This is a genomic window from Rhizobium etli 8C-3 (assembly GCF_001908375.1).
In the GTDB taxonomy this organism is placed as follows: domain Bacteria; phylum Pseudomonadota; class Alphaproteobacteria; order Rhizobiales; family Rhizobiaceae; genus Rhizobium; species Rhizobium etli_B.
In genome coordinates, this window is record NZ_CP017241.1 from 3179533 (window position 1) to 3205230 (window position 25698).

The following is a 25698-nucleotide window of genomic DNA, read 5'->3' on the forward strand; positions in this document are numbered from 1 at the left end:
TCGCTCAGCTCCCGACGATGGTGTTCACCAGTTCTGTGGCGCCGAAGATCCCCCCGATGCCGATGATCCAGTAGCCGGCGCGGCGCAGATCCATGTAGCCGAACATCCAGGCGATGCAGATGATGATGACGGCGATGACGGCGAGCAGTCGGGCGATATTGCCGGTCAGCAAGTCGACGATGTTCTGCAGAACCGTCTTGATACCCGCAGCCTGGGCGAAGGCCGGTTCGACCAGGCAGGCAACGATGGCTGCGGCCATAAAGGCAGAGGCCGCGACAGGGCGAAGACTATATCTTGAAGTCATTCACTTTGCTCCGATCGATCATTCTGAAACACGAGTACCGAGGATCGCCGCCGGGAAGCGAAGACGTCCCATGAGGCGGTTTCATCGGCTTGGGGAAGGCGTTTTGCGACCGCTGGCGCGTCCTGGATGTCTGCGGGCTGGTCGAAGCGAGCTTCAATGGGCGGCTCGGCTATGGAAAGCGACGCCAGTTTGGGAGATAGCCGGACCATCTCCTTGCGGACCAGCTCGTCATAACGGACCACCTTGCCGAGGGACGGATCGCCCCGGCCGTATAGCGACTGAAGCATGACGTTTTCCGCTTGCGCTGCATCGGCGCCCGTGCGCAAGGCAAGGCGACGATACCCGTCGAGCAGAGTGGCGGCCGCCTTGAGGTTCAGGCAGGGATCGAATGCATCCGATATAGAGAGCTTCAGCTTGTTGAGTTCCCCCAAGCCGAGACCACCAAGACCGATCTGGATGTCCTGGCGAGCCGCAACGAGGGAAGTGACGAGCTCAATTGCCTCCGACTTGGATGCCGGTTGATCCAAAAGCGGCGGGCCACTGTTGATGCGGATGGCGTAAGGATGAAAGCCGCTCTCCAGGCTAACAACGGCAGCAATCGTCTCGATCGCAATGGTGGGAGCGCATATCTTTGCAAGATCGACGAAGGCGACTGGCATTGCTTAGTACCACACCCTTTGGTTTCCGATCCCGTCGATGGTCACGTCGACGTAATGTGGGCGCAAGCGCATATGCGGCTGCATCGTCACGTAGCGCCGGCACTGTCGCTGCCCGTCATTCCAGTACCAGGCCGGTGACAGAACTCCGCGCTCGCTGTTTGGGGAGCATTCATTGTTTGAGACAGTCTGGGGTGTGGTCGAGATGCAGGTTGCCTGCCGTCCGCCATCACTGTATCGCCTCGTCAACCGGTAGCCTTTGTCGCAATAGTAGGGGGCGTATCCGGGCGCAGATGCCGTAAAACCCAGGCCGTCGCAGCTCGGGAAAGCGTGCCCCCTTGCAAGTTCTCGCCACAGTTTCTCGATCGGCGGGCGGCATTCGGAAAATTGCGTTGCGCCGCCGGAATTGGAAAGGCATAGGATAACCTGGCATCCCCAATCATCCGCCCGCGCATGACTCCCGGAAATGAGATAGCATGGCGAGGCATTGAGAAGAGCCACGAACGTCCTGATCAGAAGGTTTTTCATGAGCTGTCCCTCCGCAATCCGCACGCCAACGATGCCGCCGGCGTCCGTGTCGTCTGGAAATTCATACAGCCTTATATTATGCAGTTAAACAAATGACAAGAGCACTCAACGTTCAATTGCACAACATTGCCTTTTCAGCCTTCATCTTCCAGGAGATTTTCGACAATCCGCTGGAGGATGAGACGCCCCAGTCGCGGTTGAAGCAGATCGGCATGATGAGCATCCTCTACATCATGCATCAGGGGCATGACACGCTAACCCTTTCAAATATCGTCGAAACCACGGGTTTGACGCGCACTGGCGTGACCGAAACGGTAGACCCGCTGGTTCGCCGCGGGCTCCTGACGGAGAGCTTCGTGAAGAACTCGATGGGGCGCGGCAAGGCGCGCCGATTTGAGATCGCCCCGGCCATCCTGGAAAAAATACGCATCTTCCAGGGGAGTCATGCCCGAGCTGACGATGCCGTCGAGACCAAGTCATAGTGTCTTGAATAAGTAAACTTATGTGGCCCGGGGAGGCGCGCGACGTTCGCCCATCGCCATTTTGGCACCTGCGACGGGGGCCTGGGCAAGATACCTTGTTGATAGTGAAGCGAAGGCACAATAGGTTCGGTGGGCGCATCAACCGTGAAGGGGGAACCATCATGCCTACTGGCACTGTAAAATTTTTCAACGAGGACAAAGGATTTGGCTTCATCACCCCTGAAAACGGGGGAACAGACGTCTTCGTTCATATCTCCGCGTTGCAGCGCGGCGGCACGCTCAAAGAAGGTCAAAAGGTCAGCTACGAGTTAGGCCAGGACCGCAAGACCGGAAAGTCGAAGGCGGAAAATGTCAGCGCGCTCTGATGGCATAAGTCTCGCTCAGTAACGGCTGAGCCCGCCCCTAACGAGGCAGACGAACACGACAGGGGTCTCGTCATTTCCATGGCTGCTGGTCGCACGGGCTGCCATTGGAAGCCCGCGGATCGACCGCGGGCTTCGAGCCAGCGGGTGATCGGTTACTTCGAGTTCTTATGGCTCTGCTGACCGGCTTTGGCGTGCTGTTCGCGAGAACCGCCCTGTTTTCCGGACGTAGAGGATTTCGAGGACGAAGAACCGGATGCGCTCTTTCCGCCCTTGCTTGAGCCAGTCTCGCGCTTGTTTTCGTTTGGTGCCATGGATGTATCCTCCATCGAAACCGTGATCAGCCACGCTATCCAACGCAGGTCAGCACTATCTGTTCCAAGGCGCCTCCACCAACTCACCTGGTGTCCCTAAAAGTCGATTGAAATCGTCGCGCGCTCCGACATCGGGATCATCGTTACCCTGCCCCACCATGACAGGCAGCATACTGGAGCCGCAGTATTGCGGAACGTTTATCTAGACAGGCGGTGGCTCGACCATGTGCGGCCGGTGGCCCCGGCGGCAGAGATAGACTTCCCGCTCGGGATTAGCCTCTATCGTGAACCCGGAGCTGCGCAGCATCGCCTCGACGGCGGCCTTGTTGGGAATGAACCAGTTGGTGGGATCGGCGGCATAGCGCTTCTCGACAAAGAACAGTTTCGGATAATCCGGCCGGTCGAACACAGTCCATTCCGAAAAGTCGTAATCTTCTTCCAGTGCGGCAATCCGCTCGTCGCCGCGCTGCAGGCACTGAAACAGCATCAGATCGCCGACTACGTGCTCGTAGAGGAGATCGAGTGCCAGCAACGGATGGCGCAGGTGGTAAAGCACGCCCATGAAGAGCACAAGGTCGAAGGTCTCTGCGAGCTTGGGCACATCGTAAACCGACATCTGCTCGAACTCGACGTCGAAGCCGAAATGCTCGGCGGCAAAACGCGCCTGCGCGAGATAGCGCGGATCGGAATCGATGCCAAGCACCCGCCCGGCGTTGCGTCGCTTCATCTCGATCGCATAAAAGCCGGCATTGCAGCCGATATCGAGAACGCTGCGCCCGCCCAGATCTTCCGGCACCACATGCTTGAAGCCTTGCCATTTAAACGCGGGATAGTCGCCGAGAAAGTGATCCGGGGCGGTTTCGACTTCACCGAGCCGCATGTTCTGGAACCACGGCCCCAATTCGCTGATGCGACGTTTGAGAGTTCGGTCGATCATCGCTTGCATCCATTCAATTCAGCTTTGCGCTGAGACCGGTTGTGAAGCAACCGTGGCGCGATGACGACGCGGCGTCGCCGCCCGTCGCTGTGGGCGATCGCTGAGGTTGTTGGCAAACCAGTCGATTGTATTGCCGAGCCCTTCGACAAGTGGCACAGTCGGCTGCCAGTCGAGAAGTTCGGTCGCACGGGAAATATCCGGCCGGCGACGTTGCGGGTCATCCTTCGGCAGCGGCTTGTAGATGATCGCCGAACGGGTCGGGACCATCGAACGGATCATCTCGGCGACCTCATTGACGCTAAACTCACCGGGATTGCCGAGATTGACCGGCATGCGCGGATTGGGCTCGACGTCCATGAGCGCCATAAGACCACCCACGAGATCGCTGACATAGCAGAACGAGCGGGTCTGCATGCCGCTTCCATAGATGGTGAGGGGCTTTCCCGAAAGCGCCTGAACGATCAGGTTTGAGACGATCCGGCCATCATTGGCCTGCATGCGCGGCCCATAGGTGTTGAAGATGCGGGCAACCCGCGCGTCCACCCGACCGGCACGCAGCATGTCGAAGCAGAGCGCTTCCGCAGCACGCTTTCCTTCATCATAGCAGGCGCGCGGTCCCGTGCAGCTGACATTGCCGCGATAGTCCTCCCGCTGCGGATGTTCGACCGGATCGCCATAGACCTCGCTCGTCGAAGCCTGCAGGAAGGAGGCTTTGTGCTGTTCGGCAAGGGCAAGCAGGTTTCCCGTACCGGCGACGCAGGTCATCATCGTGTGGACGGGATCGGCCTGATATCGCGGCGGGGATGCGGCGCAGGCCAGGTTGTAGATCCGGTCGACCGGCTCGTCGATTTCCAGAAACTCGCAAACGTCCTGCTCGATGAGCCGGAAGCCCGGATGGTTCGTCAACGGCCGGACATTGTCCCGCGAGCCGGAGATAAAGCTGTCGACGCAAATGACGGGATGGCCACGGGCAAGGAGCGCATCGCAGAGATGCGAACCCACAAAGCCGGCTCCGCCTGCCACCAGAACAGTCTTGGCTTTTTCGCGAAGATTTCCTTTCTGCATGAATATTCTCCCTTCACGCCGAGATGCGTTGATAAGCTGGATTAGCCGGCAGTTCCGAAAGGGCCCGGACAAGTTCGCCGGCGCGCGCAGCACCGGTATGGCCGCGCATCACACGTTTCCTGGCGGCAGCGGCGATCGCCGAACGGCGGCCGTCGGAAAGTTCCGTCAACGCCGCGACGACATCCTGCGCTCCGCGCGCGATGATCAAAGCCTCGCCATCCGGCAGCAACTCCTCCAGCCCCCGCCAAAAATCGCTGATGATCGGCGTTGCGCAGGCGGCGGCTTCGAAGAGGCGTACGCTCGGCGACCAGCCGGCAGCGATCATGTCGCTGCGCGTTACATTCAAGGTGAAGCGTTGCCGGCTGTAGAAGCTTGCATGATCGGCAGGTGCCAGATGCTCGATGCGCTCCACATTCGCCGGCCAGTCGATCTGTGCAGGATATTGTGGTCCGGCGACGATGAAACGCATGGATGGCAGGCGGCGCGCCGGCTCCAGGAGGAGACGTTCCAGGGTCGGCTGACGGTCCGGGCTATATGTTCCGAGATAGCCGAGATCCCAGGACCTGGGCTCGCCGGTATTGGCATAGCAGTCTTCATCTACGGAGCAATAGAGCGCGATAGCCCTCCTTGCGCCGTATCTGCGTTCCAACCGGGCCAACACCTCTCCTCCGGAGAACGAGAAGTAGGCGTCAAACAGTGGAATCTGCTTCAGCGCCAGATATTCCTCATCGCCACGATCGAGCTTTGCCAACGTGACAGGCGTATCGATGTCGTAGAAGCAGAGGCGTTTCAGCTCCAAGGCAACAAGTTTGCCGATGAGCGCCACACTATCGGGAACATAGGATCCGACGACCACGGCATCTGCCCGGCGCAGCCTTTCCCGATAAAGTTCGATCATGGTGTCGATTTCGGAATAATAGTCGAGTTCGCAGAAATCCGGCGAAGCAAGGTCCCGGTGGCTGGCATACCAGCGCACGTCCCGCTCGAGAAACAGAACCCGATGGCCGTCCAGTCGCAGGCCTTTGATGAGGGCCCGATAGGTCGTGGCATGACCGTTTCCCCACGAGGAGGAAAGCGAAAGTCCCAGGAAGACGATTTCGAGCGGTCTCGTCATTTGGCTGCCTCCATCCGCGCGCCGAGACGAGCGCGGAAAATCTCATCCACTGCTCTAGCGCGATGAGCATAGGTGTGATCGGCAAGGACACGCATGCGCGCCCTCGCCCCGATCCGGGCAGCGGACTGGCGGGACAAGCCGGCAATCAAGGCGGCCACATCCTGTCCATCGCGCGCGACCAGGATTTCTTCGTCCGGCTTGAGGAAGAGTTCTATACCCTCCCAATGGTCGGTGATGAGACAGGCGCCGGCGCCGGCCGCCTCGAAGACGCGGGTCGCGGGGGAGAAACCATTCTCCGCCATGCTGGCGCGCGATATGTTGAGGACCGCCATGGGGGTCACGTTGAAGGCGTTGTGATCCCGCGTCGGCACATGGCCGATATAGTTGACATTGGACGACATCGGCTTGTCCTGCCAGCCCGAACCGCCGAGCAGGAACGTCCGGCCCGGCAGACGAGACGCAGGGTCCAGGAAGAAATACTCGACCCGCGCCTCCCGGTCGGGCAGACGATTGCCCAGAAAACCGAGATCGGCGGCAAAGCGGCTGTCCTCCGGCACCGGATGATGCGTTTGCGGATCCAATGCATTGTAGATCGGCACGCATTCGGCTGCTCCGACGGAGCGATATGCGTTCACGACAGGATCGCCCCCTCCATAGGTCAGCACGAGATCGATTTTGAAGAGTGCCTGGCGCAGCGGATGATCGGGGTCGGCCTTGAGTTCGGCGAGCGTAGCGGGCGCATCGACGTCCCAGAAGATTTTCAGGGCCTTCGGCGATGCGTTGCCAAGCACTTCCTCAAGCAGCAGATCATCTTGAAAACCGACGCCGCTTGCCTTTACCACGATATCGGCCTCGGCGGCCTGGCGGGCTGCAGCCTTCAGGGCGTCGATCGTGCCTTCATAGACGACGACCTTGCACCAGTCCGGCGGCTCCATGTCACGGTACTTCTGCCGATCGTATACGTCGGGCTCGTAGAAGGTGATTTCGTATCCCTTTTCCGCCAACGACCTCAGCAGGCCGCGATAATAAGTGGCTGCACCATTCCAATAGGCGGAGACGAGACTCGAACCATAAAAAGCGATCTTCATTCGGCGGCCTCCCGCGAGTGCAGGCTCTTTGCAACCTTGCTCGTGCCGCAGTGCCCCAGGATGGTGAAAAGCTCGTCGACACGGTGCCGGCAGGTATGGCGCGCCTTGATCGTTTCGAGGCCGGCCGCAGTCAGGCTCGCGGCCCGATCGGCATCGAAGAGGACTTCACGCAGGCACTTCTTCATCTCCTCGCCGTCACGCACGAGAAGATAGTCCTTGCCAGATCTGAAGAGGTGTTCGGCATCGTCCCATGGCGCCGAGATCAGAGGTATTCCGCAGGCAAGTGCCTCGAAGACACGGATGGTCGGAATGCCCGGAAGATGCTCGACATAGGGCCGCCGTGGAATGTGCATCGTGACCTTGTGGCGAGCAAAGGCGACGGGAACATCCGCGTTGGCAATCCAGCCGCCATAAGAAAAACCGGCATTGCGCAGGGCCTCGAGCGCATGATCGGGATAGCGGACGCCGCGAACCGTAGTGTTCAGGCGGAGATCATGGGCTGGACGGATCAGAAATTCAGCAATCTCGGCGGACCGTTCGCCATCGCCCCAGTTGCCGATCCAGATGAGGTCTCCGTTTTTTTCGATTTCCGGCAACGGTCGAAACAGGGCATCGTCGGCCGCCTCGTGCCATGTGAATACAGATTTTCCCCAACCTGCGCGGAGGTAACGTTCACGCAAGGTCTGCCCAAAGGCCAGCACGCCATCGTAGTCGTCGAGCGTCAGTCCGGCGATATCGCCCTCGGCGGAAACTGCTCGATGATGCGTATCGTGGAAAAGCAGGGTGAAGGTCGCGCCGTTGCGGCGGATGCGGCCGAGACGCTCGACCAGTTGCGGTTCTGTCCACTCGTGGACGATGACGACGTCAGCATCGGCAAGCGCGGCTTCATGATCGAAGTTCTCGTCGTAGATCTGCGAGCGGTGCTGCGGGAAGGTTTCGAAAAACTTCTCGACTGCAGCCTGTCCCTGATCCTCGACGAGGTTTGCACGGCTCCACGCATTTTCCGCCTCCAAGGCCAGCGCTTCATGACCGCGCCGCTGAAGATCGCGCATGACGCCGCGAAGAAAATGCGCATTGCCGTGGTTCCAGTCGGAAACAACCGAGTGAGTATAGAAAACGAACTTCATGATTACTCCGCTGCTGTTGAAAACGCCCAGTCGAACATGCCAGAGTAGATCCCGAGCATCGCCTGCGCCTGTGCCTGGGGGCCGAACTGGATAGATCGCGCGCGTGCCTTTAAAGCGAGAGCGGCGCGCAGCTGAGGGTCATCGGCAAGACAATTGAAGGCATCAGCGAAAGAGTGAGGACGATACGGATCGGCAAACAGAGCGGCATCGTTCCAGATTTCGCGATAGGTCGGGATATCGGAAAGGACCAATGCCGCGCCTCCCCTCGCCGCCTCGAGAGCCGCAAGACCGAACGGCTCGTAGACGGAGGGCGAAGCCACGACGCCTGCCTGTCGCATCAGCGCGATCAGCCTGCCATGGGCAAGCTCGCCGCGATGATCGGCATTGCGAAACTGCAGGCATTGACCGTTGGGGCCGTTGCTTTCGCCAACGGCGATCACCGGCCAGCGCGCCAGGGCTGCCGCCGCATCCAGCACGGCGCCGTTTTTCCCGTCGTCCCACCAGCGGCCGGCGGCAAGAATGAAGTTCTGCTTGGGCTCGTCCGACGTGTCGAGGGCGCTCGAATTATGAACGACTTTAAGGTTCGGTATCCGGCCATAGGCCGCATCCATGGCAACGGCATGGCTGCGGCTTGGGGCAATCACGGCATTCGCGCGTGCGAAACCGGCAAGGTTCAGCCGATGTTGCCACTGCCAATTCGGCGGTACTTCGCTGCTGCGGACGGCCGCAAACCATGTCACGACACAGGAATGGCAAACCACGATCACCGGCAGTTCGGTTTTCATGTTCGCCGCCTGCGACGGCAGATTGAGGTGCAGAAGATCGGCCTGTTCTCGATGAGCGAGGTCCACGACCAGGCGCGGCACCTTTGCGACTGCCTTTTGGTCCTGCACCATCCAGTCGAGGGGCGCGTCCAGCCAGACGAGCTTGCCGTTCCGGTTTGCCTCGGCGATCTTTTCCTCTGTCGGGGCCGGCCCCAACCCTGCGAAGACCACCTCGATATTCTTCGGCTTCAGGGCTGCCGCCAAGTCCATGGCGTAACGCCAGACGCCTCCCACGGCGTCGACCGTCATCAGCACGCGGCGGTGCCGGTTGGGTCGCTGCTGACCGATCATGCCGATGCCTTTCGCTTTTCCCTGCGAATCTGCCGGCCGCCGAAACGGTTGGCGACCAGCCATTCGGCAAGATGCCGCAATCCGCTGCGCCATTCGATGCTGGCTGCCCAGCCGGTTTCGCTTCGGAGTTTTTCCGTATTGGCCACGAAATAGAACTGGTCGCCGGCGCGCCATGGACCGAAGCTGGTTTCGACGGGACGTCCGATAAGCTCTTCGATCTCGCGCAGCACCGCTACGACGCTGACGGCATTGCGTGGCCCTCCGCCAAGGTTGAAGGCATTCCCGCTCACGCGAGCGATCTTGTCGAGCAGAGACCGGTAGGCGGCAACAGCATCATCCACATGCAGGACGTCCCGCACCTGTTTGCCGCTGCCGTAAACCGAAACGGCTTCGCCGCCGAGCGCCCGGATTAAAAAATGCGCTACCCATCCCTGGTCTTCGGTGCCGAACTGACGAGGCCCATAAACGCAACTCATGCGCAAGACGGCAGCCGGTATGCCGTAGGACTTGGCGTAGTCGAGGATATACTGGTCAGCCACGCCTTTCGAACAGCCGTAAGGCGTGCAGAAATCGAGCGGCCGATCCTCGCCAATGCCTTTGGCCCGCACGACCTCGTTTTCCGGGATATAGCGATCCTCGAGCTCGACCATCCCCAGATCGTCGAGAGCGCCATAGACCTTGTTGGTGCTGGCGAAGATGACCGGCGCCCGTCTGCCCGCCTTGCGCACCGACTCCAGCACATTGAGGGTGCCACGGGCATTCGTTTCGAAATCCTCGAGCGGATCGACAAGGCTGGTGGTCACGGCCGTTTGCGCAGCATAGTGGAAAACGGCCTTGGCATCCTTGAAGGAAGCCTCGATGCCCAAAAGATCGCGAACATCGGCAAGAACGGGATGAACCCGTGCGCCATGCCGTTCGATGAGCCAGGAAAGGTTCTGGTCCACGCCGGCTCGTCCCAGATTGTCCAGAATGATGACGTCTTCGCCATCGCTCAAGAGACTGTCGGCGAGATTGGAACCGATGAAGCCACTGCCGCCGGTCACGACAATGGGTGCAGCACCGGAGGCAAGATGCGGTGCTGCGAGCGCTGCAACCTCTTGCACTTTTCTCACACCCCCTTCCACAAGCAGCCGGGCAAGAAGCTTGGGCTTGTTGTCATGGGTAACCGCGCCGAGATGGTAATGCCGGGGATCGAACCACAGACCCTCCTGCACAGGAACATCAGGCGGCACATCGCGCCACGAATACCAGTACATGCGGTCGGCCGGCACGTTGAGAGCTTTGACGAAGCGCCGCGCCTGTTCGATCTCGTCGTTGCGCCAGGTGGAGTAGCCGGCCTCGGTGATCCAGATCTCGGCATCGGCATTGTAACGGTCGACGATCCCGCGCATCTCGCCGAGGTGCATGTCCCAGCCGCCCCAGGTCCCTGCTTCGCTGTCCCAGGTTCCAGGAAAACCGTGAAAGCCGACTGCATCGACGACGTTTATCACGCCCCGCATGCCCATAAGGTTCAGCCAATAGGGATCGAAGGGGCATGGCCCGCCGAGTACCGGCTTGTAACCCCTCTGCTTTGCCCAGTAGGCGGCGCCACCGACCATCTCGCAGAAGAGCAGGAAATCGCTGTCCTGTCGCCAGTCCCAGTCGAGCAAGTTGTTCGGTTCGTTCCAAAGCTCGATGTGGCTGAAATACTTGCCATAGCGGGTTAGGACGTGATCGACGAAATCGGCATAGGACTTGAGATTGGCCGGCGGTCCTGAAGACCGGCCCGTGCGCGACATGGAAGGCGGCGTATAGTGGATGCAGGGGAGAAGATCGATCTCGCTCCCGACCTTCGGAATCAGCCAATCGAACCATTCCTGACCGCCCGGCGCCAGATACTCCGCCCAGGACAGATGCGTGCGCAGATAACTGGCGCCGCCGGAAAGGATATCGGGAAGGACCGCTTCGGTCCGCTCATATTCGCCTGGTCGGAACCACTCGACGAAACCGAACCGCTTTGTCTCCTTCTGGCTGGACAGGCGAGAGCCGTTCTTGCTCATGAGATCAAGCCCCGCTCTTCCAGTTGCCGCTTCATCTCGACCCCGCGGTCGATTGCCCCTACCTGCCTGATCCAGTCGGCAAACGGCGCGAGCGAATTCTCAAGGCGATCCTTCGGTTCGAAGCCGAGCAGTTCGCGCGCTTTTGAAATGTCGGCAAAGCAGTTGCGGATGTCTCCGGAGCGCGCCTTGTTCATGATGTCCGGGCGGATTTCCGGCACACCCATTGCATCAGCAAGAAGCGTCGCAACATCCGAAATCGAGTAGGCATGGCCGCTGCCGATGTTGATGACATGGCCGGCGGCGGCTGGCTTCTCCAGCGCAAGGCGGAAAGCCACCGCGACGTCTCGCACGTGGACGAAATCGCGACGTTGTCTTCCATCCTCGAAGATCATCGGCGGTTGCCCGTTGGCAAGACGCGAACCGAAATTCGCAAGCACACCCGTATACGGATTGGAAAGTGCCTGCCCGGCGCCGAAGACATTGAAAAGCCGCAGGGCAACGGCATGCAGGCCGTAAGCTTCGCCCAAGATCAGCACCTGCCTTTCCTGCGCATATTTCGTCAAAGCGTAGATCGACGCCAGATCGACCGGTTTCTCCTCATCCGTCGCGATCGGAACAAGGGGATCGCCATCCTCACCAAGAGGATCCCATTGGCCGCGTTTCGTCTCACCCGCCTTTCTCCGGACGTGTCCGAGCCTTCGGCCATCCGCAGTCTGGTAAAGCCCTTCGCCATAGACGCTCATCGAGGAAGCGACGACGATCTTTTTCACCGGCAATCCGAGCATGTTCTCGAGGAGAACGGCAGTTCCGAGGTCGTTGCAACCGACATAGCGGGCAACCTCGTACATCGACTGCCCCACGCCGACTTCGGCGGCAAGATGAACCACGCCCTCGACATCGGCGAGCGCCGCATGCACTGCGTCCTTGTCCCGCACATCGCCGTAGATGACCTCTGTGCCTTCCGGCACCGCGACCTCGGCATCGGCGTGCACCTGATCGACGAGCGCATCAAGAATGCGCACGTCATAGCCGTTTTCGATAAGTTCTTCAGCGACATGGCGACCAATGAAGCCGCACCCGCCCGTGATCAAGATCCTCGTCATTTTGATCTGTCCCATTGAAAAAGTCGTTTCGGAGACGACTGACGAACTGGCCTCGAAAGTAAAAGTTCCTTCATCAATGACATCTTTATTGACTTCATCATCTATGACTTCTTTGACTTCTACCGGAACCCATCGCAGCGACCGCAGTTCTAGGGATGCACCTGGAGGACATCTGATGGATACTGCGCACGGATCCGCACCAGACGTTATGCATGCTGCAATTGTGACCGGCCCCGGACAATTGTCGGTCGAAACGCGCCCCCTGCCGGAGCCGCTTTCGGGCCAGGTCAGAGTCAAGTTGGAAGGATGCGGCGTCTGCGCGTCGAACCTGACGCCTTGGGCGGGACCCGAATGGATGACATTCCCGACTGAGCCCGGCGGTCTGGGTCACGAGGGCTGGGGAAGCGTCGATGCAATTGGTGAAGACGTCACAGGACTTCATATCGGAGACCGCGTCGCGATCCTCTCCTATCACGCCTATGCCACCCATGACATTGCCGACGCCGCCATGGTTGTGCCGCTGCCTGAGGAACTGGACGGTCAGCCATTTCCGGGCGAGCCACTTGGGTGCGCCATGAACGTCTTTCGCCGTTCCAACATCGAAAACGGCAAGACGGTCGCCATCATCGGCATCGGCTTTCTCGGTTCGCTGCTCACCCAACTCGCAACGGCAGCGGGAGCGCGCGTGATCGCGATCTCGCGACGCCCTTACGCCGTGGAAGTCGCTGCACGGATGGGGGCGGCCGAGACCGTCTTAATGGACGATCACTGGCGCATCATCGAAAGCGTCCAAAAGCTGACGGATGGAAAATTCTGTGATTGCGTGATCGAAGCCGTCGGCAAGCAGTGGCCACTCGATCTTGCTGGCGAACTGACAAAGGAGCGTGGGCGGCTGATCATTGCCGGGTACCACCAGGACGGTCCCCGACAGGTCAACATGCAGCTCTGGAACTGGCGCGGACTTGACGTCATCAACGCCCACGAGCGTGACCCAGCCATCTACATGCAGGGCATCCGCGACGCGATAGAGGCTGTGCGACGCGGAAAGATCGATCCCCGATCGCTCTATACGCACGTCTATCCTCTAGAAAGGCTGGACGAGGCTCTTGACGCAACGCGCGACCGCCCCGACGGCTTCCTTAAGGCATTGGTGCAATATTCATGAACGGGATCGTTTCAAGGCAAGGTGCGGCAGTCACCGCCAAGCCGCTGAAGCTCGGCTTTCTGGGCGTTGGATGGATTGGTCGTCACCGGATGAAGGCAATTTGCGACAGCGGCCTCGGCGAGGCTGTCGCCATTGCCGATCCTTCCGAGGAGATGGCGCGAGAAGCCAAGGCGATAGCACCCGGGGCCAGGATCGCAGCCGACCTTGACGATTTGCTTTGCGAGCACCTGGACGGCCTGGTGATTGCGACACCGAGCGCAAACCACGCCGCACAATCCATTCGCGCCCTTGAAGCAGGTATTCCCGTCTTTTGCCAGAAACCGCTGGGACGGACGGCGTCCGAGGTGAAGGCCGTCATCGATGCGTCCAGGGCAGCCGACAGGCTCCTCGGTGTCGATCTATCCTATCGGCACACGAAAGGCATGCAAAAGATTCGGGAGCTCATTCGCGCAAACGCGCTCGGAAAGGTGTTCGCAACAGACCTGACCTTCCATAATGCCTACGGTCCCGACAAGCCATGGTTCTATGACAGAAGCCTTTCCGGCGGCGGCTGCCTCATCGATCTCGGCGTCCACCTTGTAGACTTGGCCCTATGGAGTCTCGATTTTCCGTCTGTCAAAACCGTCACGAGCCGGTTGAGAGCGGGTGGGAAACGGCTGGGGCAGGCAGGCGGCCAGGTCGAAGACTTCGCAACTGCTACGCTGACGCTTGAAGGCGACGAAGTCGTGCGGCTGACATGCTCCTGGCGGCTTCAGGCGGGCTGTGAGGCGATCATCGGTGCTGAATTTTTCGGAACCGAGGGGGGGGCTTCCTTCAGAAATGTCGACGGCTCGTTCTACGACTTCACCGCAGACAAGCTGCTGGGCACCTCGCGTAAAAACCTTGTCCAGCCTCCCGACGAATGGGGCGGACGGGCTGCCGTGGACTGGGCAAGGAAGCTGGCCCGGGAACCTGGCCATGATAGCGCTTGCGAGGAATTCCTGGCGGTCGCCGAAGTAATCGACCGCATCTACCATGGCGAGGAATGACAATCCTGGCCTTTGAAAGCGCCGGGCCGCGCTCCAACTCCAAGAGACAAAGAGCGTTTCCAGCGCCGTTGAGCGCGTTTCGTCGCGGACTGGAACCTGAAACACAGTGCATGGTTTCTTTCTCCGAAGGAAATTCCCATGCCGCGATGGAACTGCAACAAGGGACCGATTTTTTGACCGAAACCACCACTCGATCCGAGGGGCATGAAAAGGCTCGCCTCGAAACCAGGCGCTTGCTGGCCGCCGGTCAGTTGTCGCAGCCGCCATGGTTGCTGCTTTGGGCACAGGTGGGATCGATCCGTTCGCAGTTTCGCCTGCGGGAACAGCAGCGACCCAATGTCCGTCTCAGACTGGCGAACAGATGTCTGCCGCTTCGGAGGAGGATATTTCGCCCCGCCGACAGCAGCACAGCGGTGCCGCCGTTGCCGAGCCGCCAGTTTAAAAACTTTAGGAGAATGGTGCATGTCGACCTCGCCAGCAGCAAACTCGGCAAATGTCTCGCGACGCCTTGACCGCAATATCGAGACGCTTCTTCGACGGCGGCAGGCCGAGGAACGGAGTGCTCCGTTGCAGGATCGGGTGGCCGGCGAAATTACCCGTTTCGCCGGTTCGATGAATTTCGTCTACTTTCATGCGGTCGTCTTCGGCGCCTGGATTCTCGCCAATGTCGGCTTGCTTCCCTTCATCCCGGAATTCGATCCGTCCCTTGTGATCCTTGCCATGGTTGCCTCCGTCGAGGCGATCTTCATCTCGACATTCGTTCTGATCAGTCAGAACAGAATGGCCGAGGCCGATGACAAGCGATCCGATCTGAACCTCCAGATTTCGCTTCTGGCCGAACATGAGGCGACACAACTTCTCATGATCGTGGCGGCAATTGCCGAAAAGCTTGGCGTTGAGGTCGAGCAGACTGCGGAAATCGAAGAACTGAAAGAAGACGTCGCCCCGGAGGAGGTTCTCGACACGATTGAAGAAAAGGCCAGAAACGGACTGTAGGCCTGAACAATGAAGCCAGCCGCCGAGTAAGCAGTCGTCAAATGCGATTGCCGATCCTTCATTCGCCAGCCATGAAAATCGCGTCGGCGGCCTTGGGTTTTGATAATACTCCTGAAGAACACTTGCCGAATGTCCTGATTTGGACTATATCTCGATCAGGATAAGGAGATCATGATGTTGCGTACGCGCCGCACAGAGGAACGAGACGAGAGTGGCCTGCAGCGCCTGGACCCGGACCGATTTGCTCCCGCAAGCCGCAAAAGGCTGAGCGCGCCGGCCCTGCGAACCTTTCTGGCGATCGCCGACCTCTGGGGCCTGAACGAAGAGCAGCGTTTGCTTGTACTGGGCTACCCGTCTCGGTCCACCTATCACAACTGGGCCAAGCAAGCGCGCGAACATGGTGCCTTCACGCTGGACGTCGATACCCTCACTCGAATCTCGGCCGTGCTCGGTATTCATCAGGCGCTTGGAATCCTGTTTCCCGACGAACGCGCCGGCCTCGCGTGGCTGCGGACGCCGCATGATGCGCTTGTTTTCGGCGGCCATCCTCCACTCAGCGTTGTCACGAGCGGAACCCAAGACGGGCTGATGACCGTTCGTCGGTTCCTCGATGCGGCAAGGGGTGGCATCTACATGCATCCGAACACCCTGGATGAAAGATTTGCGCCGTACGAAGACGGGGACATCGTCTTCCGGTGAGTGATCGTGTTGCAAAGGCGCCGCGTCCTGCCTACCGGCTGATCCCATCGCAATTCCCGCCGATCGGACTTTTTGATACCGTTGCGACGACGGCCGATCTCGAAGCCGTGATGGAGCTCGCCGGCTGGACCAATGACCGTCTCGTTGCAGACCGCATCCAACGGCTTTCCAAGGGCGAATGGGTCTATGGCATGCCCAATTCCAGCATTGTGATGGCGGCATTTTTGCATGTTGCGCCGGGCGGCATGCGATTTAACGGTCCCGATCTCGGCGCGTGGTATGCTGCCGACGATCTCCGTACAGCCGCAGCCGAGGTTGGTCATCATCTTCGGCGTGAAGCTGTTGCGCGCGGCGTGGCGACGATGACGCGCACCTATAGAAGCTACTCGGCCATCCTGCTTGGCGATTACCTCGACATTCGTGGAGAACAGGCACTGCGGCCCGAGATCTATGACGGCACCAGCTACACGGCTTCGCAGGCCCTTGGTGAGCAGGTTCGTTCGAACGGCGGGGCCGGCATAGTCTATGACAGCCTGCGGCGCAGAGCCGGCGTGAACATTGTCGCACACCGGGCGCGAAACATTCGTGAGGTTGTGCAGGCCGACCACTTCGAGATTACCGTGTCTGCCGCCGATCGGCGTATCGATGTGCGAAGGCTAGCGGCCTAGCCGTGGAAACCGGTAAACCGTCTCGTTCGCAAAGGCAGGACGGATGGAAAAGACGGAACCCTCATCGATGCAGTAAACATCGCCGTAGCTTCGGCATCTTTTCAGTACTGCGCGATATCGCCGCTTTCAGATTGCGCAAGCGTCAGGGGATAGCGCTCCGGGTGATGCACAAGGGCCGTGAGGTTCACCGGCCGGTTTCGGCTGTCGAATGCGATCTGATCGACAGTCAGGACGGCCGCGGGCGAATGCAGGTCCAGCATCTCTGCTTCCTCGCGAGAGGCGAGACGCGCACTCAGCGTTGTCTGTCCGCGCGATGGATGGATGTGATGGTGCTGGCGAAGCTCCGCATAGAGAGAACGGTTGCCGATCGTCCAATCGAGATCCAGAAGCCCAGGAACGCGGGCCGCCGGCAGCCAATCGGTCTGGATGACGACCGGGATCTCATCAAGCAAGCGCAATCTTGAGAGCACGACGACATCTGCGCCCGGCGGCAGGAAAAGCGGCCGGCTGATCTCCAGCGGCGCGCGAAGAACACGTGCCTCTATCAGGCGATGTCCAGGAACCCGGCCGTTCGAAATGGCCGTGGCTGTGAAGCTCTTGAGAACCTGCAGTTCGAAGCCGCCGCTGTGTTCTGCAACATAAAGCCCCTTGCCCGGCTGGCTCGTCACCACGCCTTGCTGGACCAGCTCGCGTATTGCGTGTCGAATCGTGATGCGGCTGACGTCGAAAAGATCAACTAATTCGCGTTCCGAGGGTAGTTTCCCTCTCAAGGGCAGCTTGCCGTTCCGGATCGAGGTCAAAAGCGCTTCGTAAACCTGCTTGTGAAGCGGCCGGGGATCTTCGCGGTCCACCAGACTTTGAGTCATGATGGAAAGCGGGTGCTCCTGACGCTTGTTCAAACCTGTTCCCCTTTCCTTTGCGTTCATTTTGCAACCACTCTCCACGCAATTCTCGATAAAGTCTATATTGACATGACTGGATATAACCAGTCCTAATGTGTGCCCAGGAGCCAAAGAGTTCCATAGATACCGAAGCGCTATCACAAAAAGGGAACAATCCATGTTGAAGAGAAGTCTTGCTGCCTTAGCCGTCTCCGTCGGCATCTGGACCGGCAACGCCCATGCCGAAGCCATTTCCGTATTCTGCTCGCCCACCGAGTTCGAGCTTTGCACAACGGTCGCCAATGCCTGGAAGGAAAAGACCGGCAACGAGGCGAAGATCAACAAGATGCCGGCTTTGCTGGATGATGCCATCCCGCTTTACCAGCAGCTGCTGGCCTCGAAATCCAAGGACATCGACGTCCTGTTCCTGGACGTCATCTGGCTCGGCATGTTCAAGAACAACCTGCTCGACCTGAAGACCCTGGTGCCGCAGGCAGACCAAGACAAGCATTTCGCCTCGACGCTCGGCGCAGCCAAGCTTGACGGCAAACTGGTCGCCATGCCCGCCTACATGGATGTCGGGCTGATGTATTATCGCAAGGACCTTCTGGAGAAATATGGCAAGCAGCCGCCCAAGACATGGGACGAGCTGGCGGCCAGCGCCAAGGAAATCCAGGACAAGGAACGCGCCGCCGGCAATGGCGAGATGTGGGGCTATGCCTGGCAGGCCAAGAGCTACGAAGGCCTGACCTGCGACGCCATCGAACTGATCGCCTCGAACGGCGGCGGCACGATTATCTCCGACGACGGCAAGGTGACGATCGACAATCCGCAGGCTGCCGAAGCGATAGAGAAGGCCAAAGGCTGGATCGGCAGCATCAGCCCGGAAGGCGTGCTGAATTACGACGAGGAAGCCTCCCGTGCAATCTTCGAGTCGGGAAACGCCGTCTTCCATCGCAACTGGCCCTATGTGTGGGGAACGAGCCACCAGAAAGGCAGTGCCGTCATCGACAAGGTCGGCGTGATGCCGCTTCCCGTCGGCAAGGAGGGCCAAAAGTCGAGCGGCTGCCTCGGCCCGATGTATTACGGCGTTTCCAAGTTCAGCGCCAAGCCTGAGATTGCAGCCGATTTCGTCAACTTCATCACCGCTTCGGAAATGCAGAAGATGCGAGCGATCGAGGCGGCCTACAACCCGTCGATCCAGGCCCTTTACAGCGATGCGGACGTCCTTGCCAAATTGCCCTTCCTCAAGGACAACCAGCAGGCTTTCGCAGATAGTGCAAGCAGACCCTCAGGCTATACCGGCACGAGCTACAACCGCGTTTCGCAAGCCTTTTATCGTTCGGTCCACGACATGCTTTCGGGCGGCGGCGATATCAAGGGCGGGCTGAGCGCCCTTGCAGCACGCCTTGAGAAGCTGAAGGAGAGCCGTTGAGGCTTTTCTGACAAGCCGGCGCGAGCAGGACCCCTTGCCTGCTCGCGCAGCCGGCTTGCTTGCCGCGCAACCGGCCACTGAAGTGGCCGTTGCTTTTCAGCATCATCAAGTTCGGGTGTAAGATGGCATCGGTTTCACTGGACTCCGTTTCAAAAAGCTATGGCACGCATTCCGTGATCGAGGATGTCGATCTCGGGATCAGGGACGGCGAGTTCATCGTCTTCGTCGGCCCGTCGGGATGCGGCAAGTCTACGTTGCTGCGTATCGTCGCCGGCCTGGTGTCTCCGACAAAGGGCGCCGTCAGCATCGGCGGCGACGATGTTACCGACGTTCCCGCCTCCAAGAGGGGCGTTGCCTTTGTCTTCCAATCCTATGCGCTCTATCCGCACATGAGCGTTGCCCGCAATATCGGCTTTGCACTTGAAACGCTCGGTCTTGCGCGGACCGCCATCAGCGACAAGGTGCTTGCCGTTGCAAGAATGCTCAAGGTCGATCATCTGCTGGATCGCCGTCCGAGAGAGCTGTCCGGCGGCCAGCGCCAGCGTGTTGCGATCGGCCGGGCGCTGGTCCGTCAGCCTGAGATCTTTCTTTTCGACGAGCCGCTTTCGAACCTCGATTCGGATCTGCGCATGGAGATGCGCATGGAGATCGCCAAGCTCCACGACGAACTCAAGACGACGATGATCTATGTGACGCACGATCAGTCGGAAGCCATGACGCTCGCCGACAGGATCGTTGTCCTCAATCACGGCCGCATCGAGCAGGTGGGCACGCCGCAAACCCTTTACCACGCGCCAGACAACCGCTTCGTGGCAAGCTTCATCGGAAGCCCGCGGATGAATTTCTTGTCCGTTTCCATGCAAGATGCCGCCGGGGGCAAGGTGATCGCAGGCCCCGGTGGACTTTCTGTTGACGCCGGATTTCTCAGTTCCGATGCAGCGGCAGCGACCATCGGCGTCAGGCCGGAAGCCCTGACCATCGCAGCCGACGGCGCCGGGCGCATATCCGGCGTCCTGGAGCGCGTCGAGGATCTCGGGCATGAGCATTTTGCCTATTGCCGCATTACAGAAGAGGTCGTGTGGGTGATCCGTGTGACTGTTCCGCCTGCCAGGGAAACGATCGGCCGGCGGATCGGGTTGAGGTTTGCTGACGAGGCGGTTTTCGTCTTCGACGCGACGGACCGGCGGATCCCGCACGTAAGAGCGGCTGCCACTCCCGCAAGGGCAGCAGAGCAATGAGTGCGCGTCTGGCACGCCGCGACCACGTAGCCGCGTGGCTTTTTCTCGTCCCCGTCATCATCGTGATGCTGCTCGTGGCAGTATGGCCGCTGGCGCGGACCTTCTTCTTTGCCTTCACCGATGCCTATCTTGATGATCCTTCGACCTATTCCATGGTCGGGATCGACAATTTCCTCGACGTCATCAACGACAGAAGCTGGTGGGTGGCCGTCAGGAACACGATCGTCTTCACGGTCATTTCGGTTGCGATCGAAACCGTTCTCGGCCTTGCGATTGCGCTCTTGATCAACGAGGCCATCCCTGGACGGGGGATGGTGCGTGCCGCCATCCTCGTCCCTTGGGCGATCCCTGTCGTCGTTTCCGCGAAAATCTGGGAATGGATGCTGAACGACCAGTTCGGGGTGCTCAACAAGATCCTGATCGGACTGGGCTTTATCGATCACGGAATTGCCTGGACGGCGAGCAGCTCGCTGATCATGGGCGTCATCATTTTTGCCGACGTGTGGATGACGACGCCTTTCATGGTCCTGCTGATCCTCGCCGGACTGCAGCTTATTTCGCCGGAGATATTCGAAGCTGCAGAGGTAGACGGCGTTCCGGCATGGAAGCGCTTCTGGTCGATCACCTTGCCGATGCTCCGGCCGGCGATCGGCGTGGCCGTGCTCTTTCGCGTGCTCGATGCGCTTCGGATGTTCGACCTTGCCTATGTCATGGCTGCCAGCAATGAGAACGTCATGACCGTGTCGATCTACGCGCGTGACAGGCTCATCAGCTTCCAGGAGCTGGGTGTCGGCTCGGCCGCATCGACATGGGTGTTCCTCTTGGTGGCGCTCGCCGCCATCATCATCATCGGCGCGCTGCGTCTTGATCGGGCAAGCGGGGAGCTGACGAAATGACGGATATTGCACTCTACAGAACGGTTCGCAAACCTGCCACCTATTACCGGGTGCGGCGACGCATCGTGAGGCTGCTTCAGTCCGCAGCGCTCCTGCTCGTTTTGCTCTACACGCTTTTCCCCTACTATTGGGCTTTCGTGTCTTCGACGAAACAGGGCGCAGCCCTCTACCGGGCTGCGCTCGTTCCTGCACTCGATTTCACCTACTACCGGCAGCTGATCGACAATCCGGTCTTCATGGGTTCGCTGCTTAATTCCGCCTATGTCGCGGTGGCGACGACGTTCCTGTCGCTCTTCATCGGCCTCAGTGCCGCTTATGCTCTCGGGCGGATCGATTTTCCACAGCGCCGTGCATTGCTGATGATCATCCTGATGATCTCGATCTTTCCGCAGGTCGTCGTTCTCTCCGGCATGTTCGAGCTGATCAACTGGATGGGCTTGTTCAACCGTCCAAGCGCGCTGGTGCTGACCTATCTTCTCTCGACAGTGCCGTTTACGACCTGGGTTCTCACGACCTTCATCCGCGAATTTCCACGTGAGCTGGAAGAAGCGGCAATCATCGACGGATGCTCGCATTTTCGCATTCTGATGAAGATCCTGCTGCCGCTGATGGGTCCGTCGCTTGCCAGCACCGGCATTTTGGCCTTTATCCTGGCGTGGAACGAGTTCCTCTTCGCCCTCACTTTCACTTTGACGGACGAGAACCGAACGGTGCCGGTTGCAATCGGCCTCATTGCCGGAAACAGCCGCTACGAATATCCCTTCGGCCAGATCATGGCGGCCTCGGTGACCGTCACCCTCCCCCTCATCTTGGTGGTGCTTTTCTTCCAGCGCCGCATCGTTGCGGGCCTGACGGCAGGCGCGGTCAAGGGATGAACGACAAAGGACATAATCATGGACATGCTGGTAAAACTCTACGAACTTAAACCCGATCACGCGCTGGACAAGCGTTTGGCAGATCAGGACATCCTGATCCGTCGGATGCTTGCACCCGAGCTCAAAGCGCTGACATCGTGGATCGAGCCGCGCTTTGGCGCCGGATGGGCATCGGAGGCGACCGTGGCGGCAATGCGCCAGCCGCCGTCGTGCTTTGTTGCGGTCAGGGGCGGCGAGCTCATCGGCTTTGCTTGCCACGAGGCGACGGCCAAAGGTTTCTTCGGGCCGACAGGCGTGGATGTTTCTGCCCGCGGCCATGGCGTCGGTCAGGCCTTGCTGATTGCCACCCTGCTCGACATGCACGCCCAGGGCTACGCCTATGGCGTCATTGGCGGCGCCGGCCCGATGGAGTTTTATCGCCGCAGCGTGGGCGCGATCCCGATCGAAGGTTCTGTTCCGGGAATTTATCGCGACATGCTTCCGATAGCCAAGCCAAGCGAAGTCTCCGAATCTGAAAAAACGCCAACCGAAATGCAGCGATGATATCGCGGTCCGCTTTCGGCCCATGAAAATTAATTTCATGATTTCGGAAGAAGCCGCGTTAATGGTTGACGACTTGTAATTTTTGCCCCAACCTGAAGAAAATAAATTACGAAATGGGAACGACTTAAGCATGAAAGTGGGAATCGTAGGGCTGGGATTTCGGCTCGGTTATCTTGGCTATGTTTTCAAGGCTATCGACAGCAGCTTCGAAATCGCAGGCTATGTTGATCCGGAGCCTGCCGGTCTCCCCGGCTTGACGGAAAAGGGTATTTCGGTCGGCAAGGCCTACGCCTCGCCTCAGGAGCTTCTTGCCGGCGAAAAGCTCGATCTGCTGATGATCGGTTCGCCCAACCACATGCATCTGGAACACATCAGGTTGGGCCTTGAGGCCGGCTTGAAAGTGTTTTGCGAAAAGCCGATCGTCACCACGATCGCCGAAAGCATCGAGCTCGCCAGGCTCATGGCAAAGTTCGGCCACGAACGGTTGATGGTGGGCCTGGTGCTGCGGTACTCGCCGCTCTACAAGGACCTTCGCGCCATCCAGGCGGCCGGCAAGCTCGGCCAGATCGTTTCGATCGAGGCATCCGAACATATCGAACCCTATCACGGCGCGTTCTTCATGCGCGACTGGAGGCGTTACGAGCGGTATTCCGGCAGCTTCATGCTGGAAAAATGCTGCCATGACCTCGACCTCTACAACGGTGTGGTCGGCGCAAGAGCCGAACGCGTGGCAAGCTTCGGCGGACGGAAGAGCTTCATTCCGGCAAATGATCCGGCGCGTGAAGGGATCAACGACCTCGAACTCTTTCACCGCAAACCCAGCGGCTGGATGGGATCGGACAGGGTCTTCGACAGCGATGCCGACATCATCGACTACCAGGTGGCGATCGTCGAATATGCAAATGGCGTCGGCATGAATTTCCACACCAACCTCAACGTTCCGGACCAGTTCCGCCGCTTTGCCATCATGGGTTCGCGCGGGATGGCGGAAGGCGACTTCGTGCGCGGCTATCTCGACGTGCACGAGCAGCTGACCGGCAAGAAGATCGTTGAGACCAAGTACGCCGCGACCGAACTTTCCCAGCATTACGGCGCAGACGAACAGATGGCAGCCGACCTGCTCGACAGCGTCCGCAGCGGCACCGAACTCCCCGTCTCGACGTTGAATGCGCTCGAGGCAGGCATCCTTGCATTGGCGATGGACGAAGCACGGATGAAGAGGACAGTCGTCGATCTGCGTCCTGTGTGGGATCGCTTCGACGAGGCGCTCCACGCCAGAGCGGCTTGAGGGGGGTGGCAGGATGAGTGTTCAAAAAAGCACCGTCATCTTCGCCTGGATCCTTCTCCTTCCAGCTGTCCTTTACGTCATGGCGATCGTCGCCTATCCGCTCGTCGATACGTTCATTCTTTCTTTCACCGACGCATCGCTCAGGAAGACGACGAACTGGGTCGGCTGGGTCAACTACGAGAAGATCTTCAACGCCACATTTGCGGAAGTCATCCTGCGCACCTTCATATGGACGTTCTTTTCGGTCTCGATCAAGATGATCATCGGTACCTTCGGCGCGACCATGCTCAACGCTGCCGTGCCCGGGCGTTCGCTGTTCCGCCTGCTCACCATGCCGCCATGGATCGTGCCGATGGCGATCGGCATCTTCATGTGGGGGTGGATGTACAACGGACAGTTCGGGATGATCTCCGGCCTTCTGCAGCGTTTCGGCCTGACCGACGGACCGGTGGCATTTTTGGCTTACGGCAGCACTGCCTTCTGGGCAACGATCATCACCGACGTCTGGATCGGCGTTCCTCTGGTCACCATCTATTTTCTGGCCGCGATCCAGTCCATTCCGAAGGACCTCTACGAGGCGGCCTGGACCGATGGCGCCGGCCGATTTTATCGTTTCCGCCGCATCACGCTGCCGCTGATGGTCCCGGCGATCATTACGATGTCGATGCTGTCTTTGATCGCCACGTTCAATTCCTTCGATATCATCTGGATTCTGACCCAGGGCGGTCCGAGCGGTCAAACGACGACAATGATCATCGATACCTATCAGACGGCCATCGGCTCCAAGAAATACGGTGAAGGCGCTGCACGTGCGGTGCTGATCTGCATCTTCCTGTCGCTCTTCTGCTTTGCCTATTTCCGTGTCACCCGCCGTCTCAACCCGGAGAAGCGCGCATGAGCAGCCCCGCTATGATCGATCGCTACCGCTGGTGGGAAATCGTGCTGATCTATTGCGGCATTGCGCTGTTCCTGGCCTTCGTTCTTTCGCCCTTCGTCGAAGGCTTTCTGGTTTCGCTGAAACCGTTGAGCCAGCTTTTTTCCTCGCCTTACCGGTTCTGGCCGGAGAACGGCTCCTTCGAGGCCTACCGAACGATGTGGGTCAGCGTTCCAGGTTTCGGGCGCTATATTTTCAATTCGTTCTTCATATCGATCATCGTCACGATAGTCGTCCTGTGTCTCGTCATCCCGGCGTCCTATGCCTTTGCGCGGTTCGAGTTCAGGGGCATGGGCATCCTTCTCGGCGCCTTCCTGACGGTCAACATGTTCTCCGGCGCCGTACTCTTGATCCCTCTCTTCCGGCTGATGCGCAGCATGGGCGTCCTCAATACCTATCTCGCCATGATCGTGCCGGGCGTGGCCTTCCTCATCCCATCGGCGATCTGGCTTCTCAGGACCTATATGATCCGCATTCCCCAGGAATTGAACGAAGCCGCGTATATGGATGGCGCCAGCCATTTCTACACGCTTCGCCGCGTGATCCTGCCGATCGCCATGCCCGGCATCATCGTGGTCGCGATCACCACTTTCATCGGCGCCTATGCGCAGCAATTCATCTTCGCGCTGACCTTCAACTCGAAGACCGAATACATGCCTTTGCCGGTGGGGCTCTTTGCTTATTTCGGTAAGCAGGAGGTCATCTGGAACGAACTGATGGCGGCTTCCTTCGTCGGCATCCTGCCGGCGATGGTCGTCATCTTCTTCCTGCAACGCTATCTCGTCGGCGGGCTGACCGCCGGTGCGGTGAAACAATAA

Annotated in this window: 28 protein-coding genes; 16 read left to right on the forward strand and 12 right to left on the reverse strand. The window is 59.3% G+C overall.

Annotated features, from left to right (window positions below; translation table 11 throughout):
* Positions 1-4: 4 nt before the first annotated feature.
* The 3 genes from AM571_RS15800 to AM571_RS37405 are packed head-to-tail and all read right to left on the reverse strand — an operon-like array spanning position 5 to position 1488.
* Positions 5-304 (reverse strand): TrbC/VirB2 family protein, encoded by a 300-nt coding sequence (locus tag AM571_RS15800; RefSeq protein ID WP_074062224.1) that lies wholly within the window; start codon positions 302-304, stop codon positions 5-7.
* Entirely contained in the window at positions 301-963 is a 663-nt protein-coding gene (locus tag AM571_RS15805) for a transglycosylase SLT domain-containing protein (RefSeq protein WP_074062225.1), read from the reverse strand. Before AM571_RS15805 ends, AM571_RS15800 begins: the two co-directional genes overlap by 4 nt.
* 3 nt (positions 964-966) lie before the next feature.
* On the reverse strand, positions 967-1488 hold the full coding sequence (locus AM571_RS37405) for a hypothetical protein (protein ID WP_074062226.1): 522 nt from the start codon (positions 1486-1488) through the stop codon (positions 967-969).
* Between the two features lie 92 nt (positions 1489-1580).
* On the opposite strand from AM571_RS37405, the gene AM571_RS15815 reads away from it, so the two are divergent.
* Positions 1581-1970 carry a MarR family transcriptional regulator gene (locus tag AM571_RS15815; protein WP_074062227.1) on the forward strand — a complete coding sequence of 130 codons (390 nt, stop codon included), beginning with the start codon at positions 1581-1583 and terminating at the stop codon, positions 1968-1970.
* Between the two features lie 161 nt (positions 1971-2131).
* Entirely contained in the window at positions 2132-2335 is a 204-nt protein-coding gene (locus AM571_RS15820) for a cold-shock protein (RefSeq protein WP_074062228.1), read from the forward strand.
* Between the two features lie 513 nt (positions 2336-2848).
* On the opposite strand, the gene AM571_RS15825 is transcribed toward AM571_RS15820, so the two are convergent.
* Genes AM571_RS15825 through AM571_RS15860 form a run of 8 tightly spaced genes read right to left on the reverse strand, consistent with a single transcriptional unit; the run spans position 2849 to position 12234 of the window.
* Positions 2849-3583, reverse strand: coding sequence for a TIGR04290 family methyltransferase (locus tag AM571_RS15825; RefSeq protein ID WP_074063283.1), 735 nt, complete (start codon positions 3581-3583; stop codon positions 2849-2851).
* 18 nt (positions 3584-3601) lie between these two features.
* Positions 3602-4648, reverse strand: coding sequence for a UDP-glucuronic acid decarboxylase family protein (locus AM571_RS15830; RefSeq protein WP_074062229.1), 1047 nt, complete (start codon positions 4646-4648; stop codon positions 3602-3604).
* Between the two features lie 13 nt (positions 4649-4661).
* Positions 4662-5762 (reverse strand): CgeB family protein, encoded by a 1101-nt coding sequence (locus AM571_RS15835; protein ID WP_074062230.1) that lies wholly within the window; start codon positions 5760-5762, stop codon positions 4662-4664.
* Entirely contained in the window at positions 5759-6850 is a 1092-nt protein-coding gene (locus AM571_RS15840) for a CgeB family protein (RefSeq protein ID WP_074062231.1), read from the reverse strand. Before AM571_RS15840 ends, AM571_RS15835 begins: the two co-directional genes overlap by 4 nt.
* Positions 6847-7977 (reverse strand): CgeB family protein, encoded by a 1131-nt coding sequence (locus tag AM571_RS15845; RefSeq protein WP_074062232.1) that lies wholly within the window; start codon positions 7975-7977, stop codon positions 6847-6849. Before AM571_RS15845 ends, AM571_RS15840 begins: the two co-directional genes overlap by 4 nt.
* 2 nt (positions 7978-7979) lie before the next feature.
* Positions 7980-9092, reverse strand: a complete 1113-nt coding sequence (locus tag AM571_RS15850) for a glycosyltransferase family 4 protein (protein WP_081377103.1) — start codon at positions 9090-9092, stop codon at positions 7980-7982.
* Complete coding sequence (locus AM571_RS15855; RefSeq protein ID WP_074062233.1) at positions 9089-11131, reverse strand: NAD-dependent epimerase/dehydratase family protein; 2043 nt, start codon at positions 11129-11131, stop codon at positions 9089-9091. Before AM571_RS15855 ends, AM571_RS15850 begins: the two co-directional genes overlap by 4 nt.
* Positions 11128-12234 (reverse strand): NAD-dependent epimerase/dehydratase family protein, encoded by a 1107-nt coding sequence (locus tag AM571_RS15860; protein ID WP_074063284.1) that lies wholly within the window; start codon positions 12232-12234, stop codon positions 11128-11130. The genes AM571_RS15855 and AM571_RS15860 overlap by 4 nt, the downstream gene beginning before the upstream one ends.
* A 175-nt stretch (positions 12235-12409) precedes the next feature.
* On the opposite strand from AM571_RS15860, the gene AM571_RS15865 reads away from it, so the two are divergent.
* The 6 genes from AM571_RS15865 to AM571_RS15885 all read left to right on the forward strand — a co-directional run bounded on the left by AM571_RS15865 (position 12410) and on the right by AM571_RS15885 (position 16790).
* Positions 12410-13399 (forward strand): MDR/zinc-dependent alcohol dehydrogenase-like family protein, encoded by a 990-nt coding sequence (locus tag AM571_RS15865; protein ID WP_074062234.1) that lies wholly within the window; start codon positions 12410-12412, stop codon positions 13397-13399.
* The gene (locus AM571_RS15870; RefSeq protein ID WP_074062235.1) at positions 13396-14427 is read left to right on the forward strand and encodes a Gfo/Idh/MocA family protein; all 1032 of its coding nucleotides are present in this window, start codon (positions 13396-13398) and stop codon (positions 14425-14427) included. Before AM571_RS15865 ends, AM571_RS15870 begins: the two co-directional genes overlap by 4 nt.
* Positions 14428-14537: 110 nt before the next feature.
* Positions 14538-14939, forward strand: a complete 402-nt coding sequence (locus tag AM571_RS36340) for a hypothetical protein (protein WP_155774463.1) — start codon at positions 14538-14540, stop codon at positions 14937-14939.
* Positions 14890-15423 carry a DUF1003 domain-containing protein gene (locus AM571_RS15875; protein WP_074062236.1) on the forward strand — a complete coding sequence of 178 codons (534 nt, stop codon included), beginning with the start codon at positions 14890-14892 and terminating at the stop codon, positions 15421-15423. Before AM571_RS36340 ends, AM571_RS15875 begins: the two co-directional genes overlap by 50 nt.
* A gap of 174 nt (positions 15424-15597) precedes the next feature.
* Entirely contained in the window at positions 15598-16122 is a 525-nt protein-coding gene (locus AM571_RS15880; RefSeq protein WP_074062237.1) for an MbcA/ParS/Xre antitoxin family protein, read from the forward strand.
* Positions 16119-16790 carry an RES family NAD+ phosphorylase gene (locus AM571_RS15885; RefSeq protein WP_074062238.1) on the forward strand — a complete coding sequence of 224 codons (672 nt, stop codon included), beginning with the start codon at positions 16119-16121 and terminating at the stop codon, positions 16788-16790. Before AM571_RS15880 ends, AM571_RS15885 begins: the two co-directional genes overlap by 4 nt.
* 101 nt (positions 16791-16891) lie before the next feature.
* Here AM571_RS15885 and AM571_RS15890 read toward each other — a convergent pair whose 3' ends face one another.
* Positions 16892-17656, reverse strand: coding sequence for a GntR family transcriptional regulator (locus AM571_RS15890; protein WP_074063286.1), 765 nt, complete (start codon positions 17654-17656; stop codon positions 16892-16894).
* Between the two features lie 193 nt (positions 17657-17849).
* Between AM571_RS15890 and AM571_RS15895 the strand changes: the two genes are divergently transcribed.
* The 8 genes from AM571_RS15895 to AM571_RS15930 all read left to right on the forward strand — a co-directional run bounded on the left by AM571_RS15895 (position 17850) and on the right by AM571_RS15930 (position 25698).
* On the forward strand, positions 17850-19106 hold the full coding sequence (locus AM571_RS15895; RefSeq protein WP_074062239.1) for an ABC transporter substrate-binding protein: 1257 nt from the start codon (positions 17850-17852) through the stop codon (positions 19104-19106).
* Positions 19107-19228: 122 nt separating this feature from the next.
* Positions 19229-20344 carry an ABC transporter ATP-binding protein gene (locus AM571_RS15900; RefSeq protein WP_074063287.1) on the forward strand — a complete coding sequence of 372 codons (1116 nt, stop codon included), beginning with the start codon at positions 19229-19231 and terminating at the stop codon, positions 20342-20344.
* Entirely contained in the window at positions 20341-21240 is a 900-nt protein-coding gene (locus tag AM571_RS15905; RefSeq protein WP_074062240.1) for a carbohydrate ABC transporter permease, read from the forward strand. The genes AM571_RS15900 and AM571_RS15905 overlap by 4 nt, the downstream gene beginning before the upstream one ends.
* Entirely contained in the window at positions 21237-22115 is an 879-nt protein-coding gene (locus AM571_RS15910) for a carbohydrate ABC transporter permease (RefSeq protein WP_074062241.1), read from the forward strand. The genes AM571_RS15905 and AM571_RS15910 overlap by 4 nt, the downstream gene beginning before the upstream one ends.
* Positions 22116-22133: 18 nt before the next feature.
* Positions 22134-22658, forward strand: a complete 525-nt coding sequence (locus AM571_RS15915; RefSeq protein WP_074062242.1) for a GNAT family N-acetyltransferase — start codon at positions 22134-22136, stop codon at positions 22656-22658.
* Between the two features lie 130 nt (positions 22659-22788).
* Positions 22789-23946: a Gfo/Idh/MocA family protein gene (locus AM571_RS15920; RefSeq protein ID WP_074062243.1), complete on the forward strand. Its 1158-nt coding sequence runs from the start codon at positions 22789-22791 to the stop codon at positions 23944-23946.
* Between the two features lie 13 nt (positions 23947-23959).
* On the forward strand, positions 23960-24844 hold the full coding sequence (locus AM571_RS15925) for a carbohydrate ABC transporter permease (RefSeq protein ID WP_074062244.1): 885 nt from the start codon (positions 23960-23962) through the stop codon (positions 24842-24844).
* Positions 24841-25698: a carbohydrate ABC transporter permease gene (locus tag AM571_RS15930; RefSeq protein ID WP_074062245.1), complete on the forward strand. Its 858-nt coding sequence runs from the start codon at positions 24841-24843 to the stop codon at positions 25696-25698. Before AM571_RS15925 ends, AM571_RS15930 begins: the two co-directional genes overlap by 4 nt.

Coding starts and splice junctions, on each gene's coding strand:
- AM571_RS15870 (WP_074062235.1), top strand. CDS start 13,396: ATGAACGGGATCGTTTCAAGGCAAGGTGCGGCAGTCACCGCCAAGCCG.
- AM571_RS15900 (WP_074063287.1), top strand. CDS start 19,229: ATGGCATCGGTTTCACTGGACTCCGTTTCAAAAAGCTATGGCACGCAT.
- AM571_RS15895 (WP_074062239.1), top strand. CDS start 17,850: ATGTTGAAGAGAAGTCTTGCTGCCTTAGCCGTCTCCGTCGGCATCTGG.
- AM571_RS15800 (WP_074062224.1), bottom strand. CDS start 304: ATGACTTCAAGATATAGTCTTCGCCCTGTCGCGGCCTCTGCCTTTATG.
- AM571_RS15890 (WP_074063286.1), bottom strand. CDS start 17,656: ATGACTCAAAGTCTGGTGGACCGCGAAGATCCCCGGCCGCTTCACAAG.
- AM571_RS15905 (WP_074062240.1), top strand. CDS start 20,341: ATGAGTGCGCGTCTGGCACGCCGCGACCACGTAGCCGCGTGGCTTTTT.
- AM571_RS15910 (WP_074062241.1), top strand. CDS start 21,237: ATGACGGATATTGCACTCTACAGAACGGTTCGCAAACCTGCCACCTAT.
- AM571_RS37405 (WP_074062226.1), bottom strand. CDS start 1,488: ATGAAAAACCTTCTGATCAGGACGTTCGTGGCTCTTCTCAATGCCTCG.
- AM571_RS15880 (WP_074062237.1), top strand. CDS start 15,598: ATGTTGCGTACGCGCCGCACAGAGGAACGAGACGAGAGTGGCCTGCAG.
- AM571_RS15825 (WP_074063283.1), bottom strand. CDS start 3,583: ATGATCGACCGAACTCTCAAACGTCGCATCAGCGAATTGGGGCCGTGG.
- AM571_RS15845 (WP_074062232.1), bottom strand. CDS start 7,977: ATGAAGTTCGTTTTCTATACTCACTCGGTTGTTTCCGACTGGAACCAC.
- AM571_RS15930 (WP_074062245.1), top strand. CDS start 24,841: ATGAGCAGCCCCGCTATGATCGATCGCTACCGCTGGTGGGAAATCGTG.
- AM571_RS15920 (WP_074062243.1), top strand. CDS start 22,789: ATGAAAGTGGGAATCGTAGGGCTGGGATTTCGGCTCGGTTATCTTGGC.
- AM571_RS15830 (WP_074062229.1), bottom strand. CDS start 4,648: ATGCAGAAAGGAAATCTTCGCGAAAAAGCCAAGACTGTTCTGGTGGCA.
- AM571_RS15835 (WP_074062230.1), bottom strand. CDS start 5,762: ATGACGAGACCGCTCGAAATCGTCTTCCTGGGACTTTCGCTTTCCTCC.
- AM571_RS15865 (WP_074062234.1), top strand. CDS start 12,410: ATGGATACTGCGCACGGATCCGCACCAGACGTTATGCATGCTGCAATT.
- AM571_RS15925 (WP_074062244.1), top strand. CDS start 23,960: ATGAGTGTTCAAAAAAGCACCGTCATCTTCGCCTGGATCCTTCTCCTT.
- AM571_RS15850 (WP_081377103.1), bottom strand. CDS start 9,092: ATGATCGGTCAGCAGCGACCCAACCGGCACCGCCGCGTGCTGATGACG.
- AM571_RS15805 (WP_074062225.1), bottom strand. CDS start 963: ATGCCAGTCGCCTTCGTCGATCTTGCAAAGATATGCGCTCCCACCATT.
- AM571_RS15820 (WP_074062228.1), top strand. CDS start 2,132: ATGCCTACTGGCACTGTAAAATTTTTCAACGAGGACAAAGGATTTGGC.
- AM571_RS15840 (WP_074062231.1), bottom strand. CDS start 6,850: ATGAAGATCGCTTTTTATGGTTCGAGTCTCGTCTCCGCCTATTGGAAT.
- AM571_RS36340 (WP_155774463.1), top strand. CDS start 14,538: ATGGTTTCTTTCTCCGAAGGAAATTCCCATGCCGCGATGGAACTGCAA.
- AM571_RS15860 (WP_074063284.1), bottom strand. CDS start 12,234: ATGACGAGGATCTTGATCACGGGCGGGTGCGGCTTCATTGGTCGCCAT.
- AM571_RS15815 (WP_074062227.1), top strand. CDS start 1,581: ATGACAAGAGCACTCAACGTTCAATTGCACAACATTGCCTTTTCAGCC.
- AM571_RS15855 (WP_074062233.1), bottom strand. CDS start 11,131: ATGAGCAAGAACGGCTCTCGCCTGTCCAGCCAGAAGGAGACAAAGCGG.
- AM571_RS15915 (WP_074062242.1), top strand. CDS start 22,134: ATGGACATGCTGGTAAAACTCTACGAACTTAAACCCGATCACGCGCTG.
- AM571_RS15875 (WP_074062236.1), top strand. CDS start 14,890: ATGTCGACCTCGCCAGCAGCAAACTCGGCAAATGTCTCGCGACGCCTT.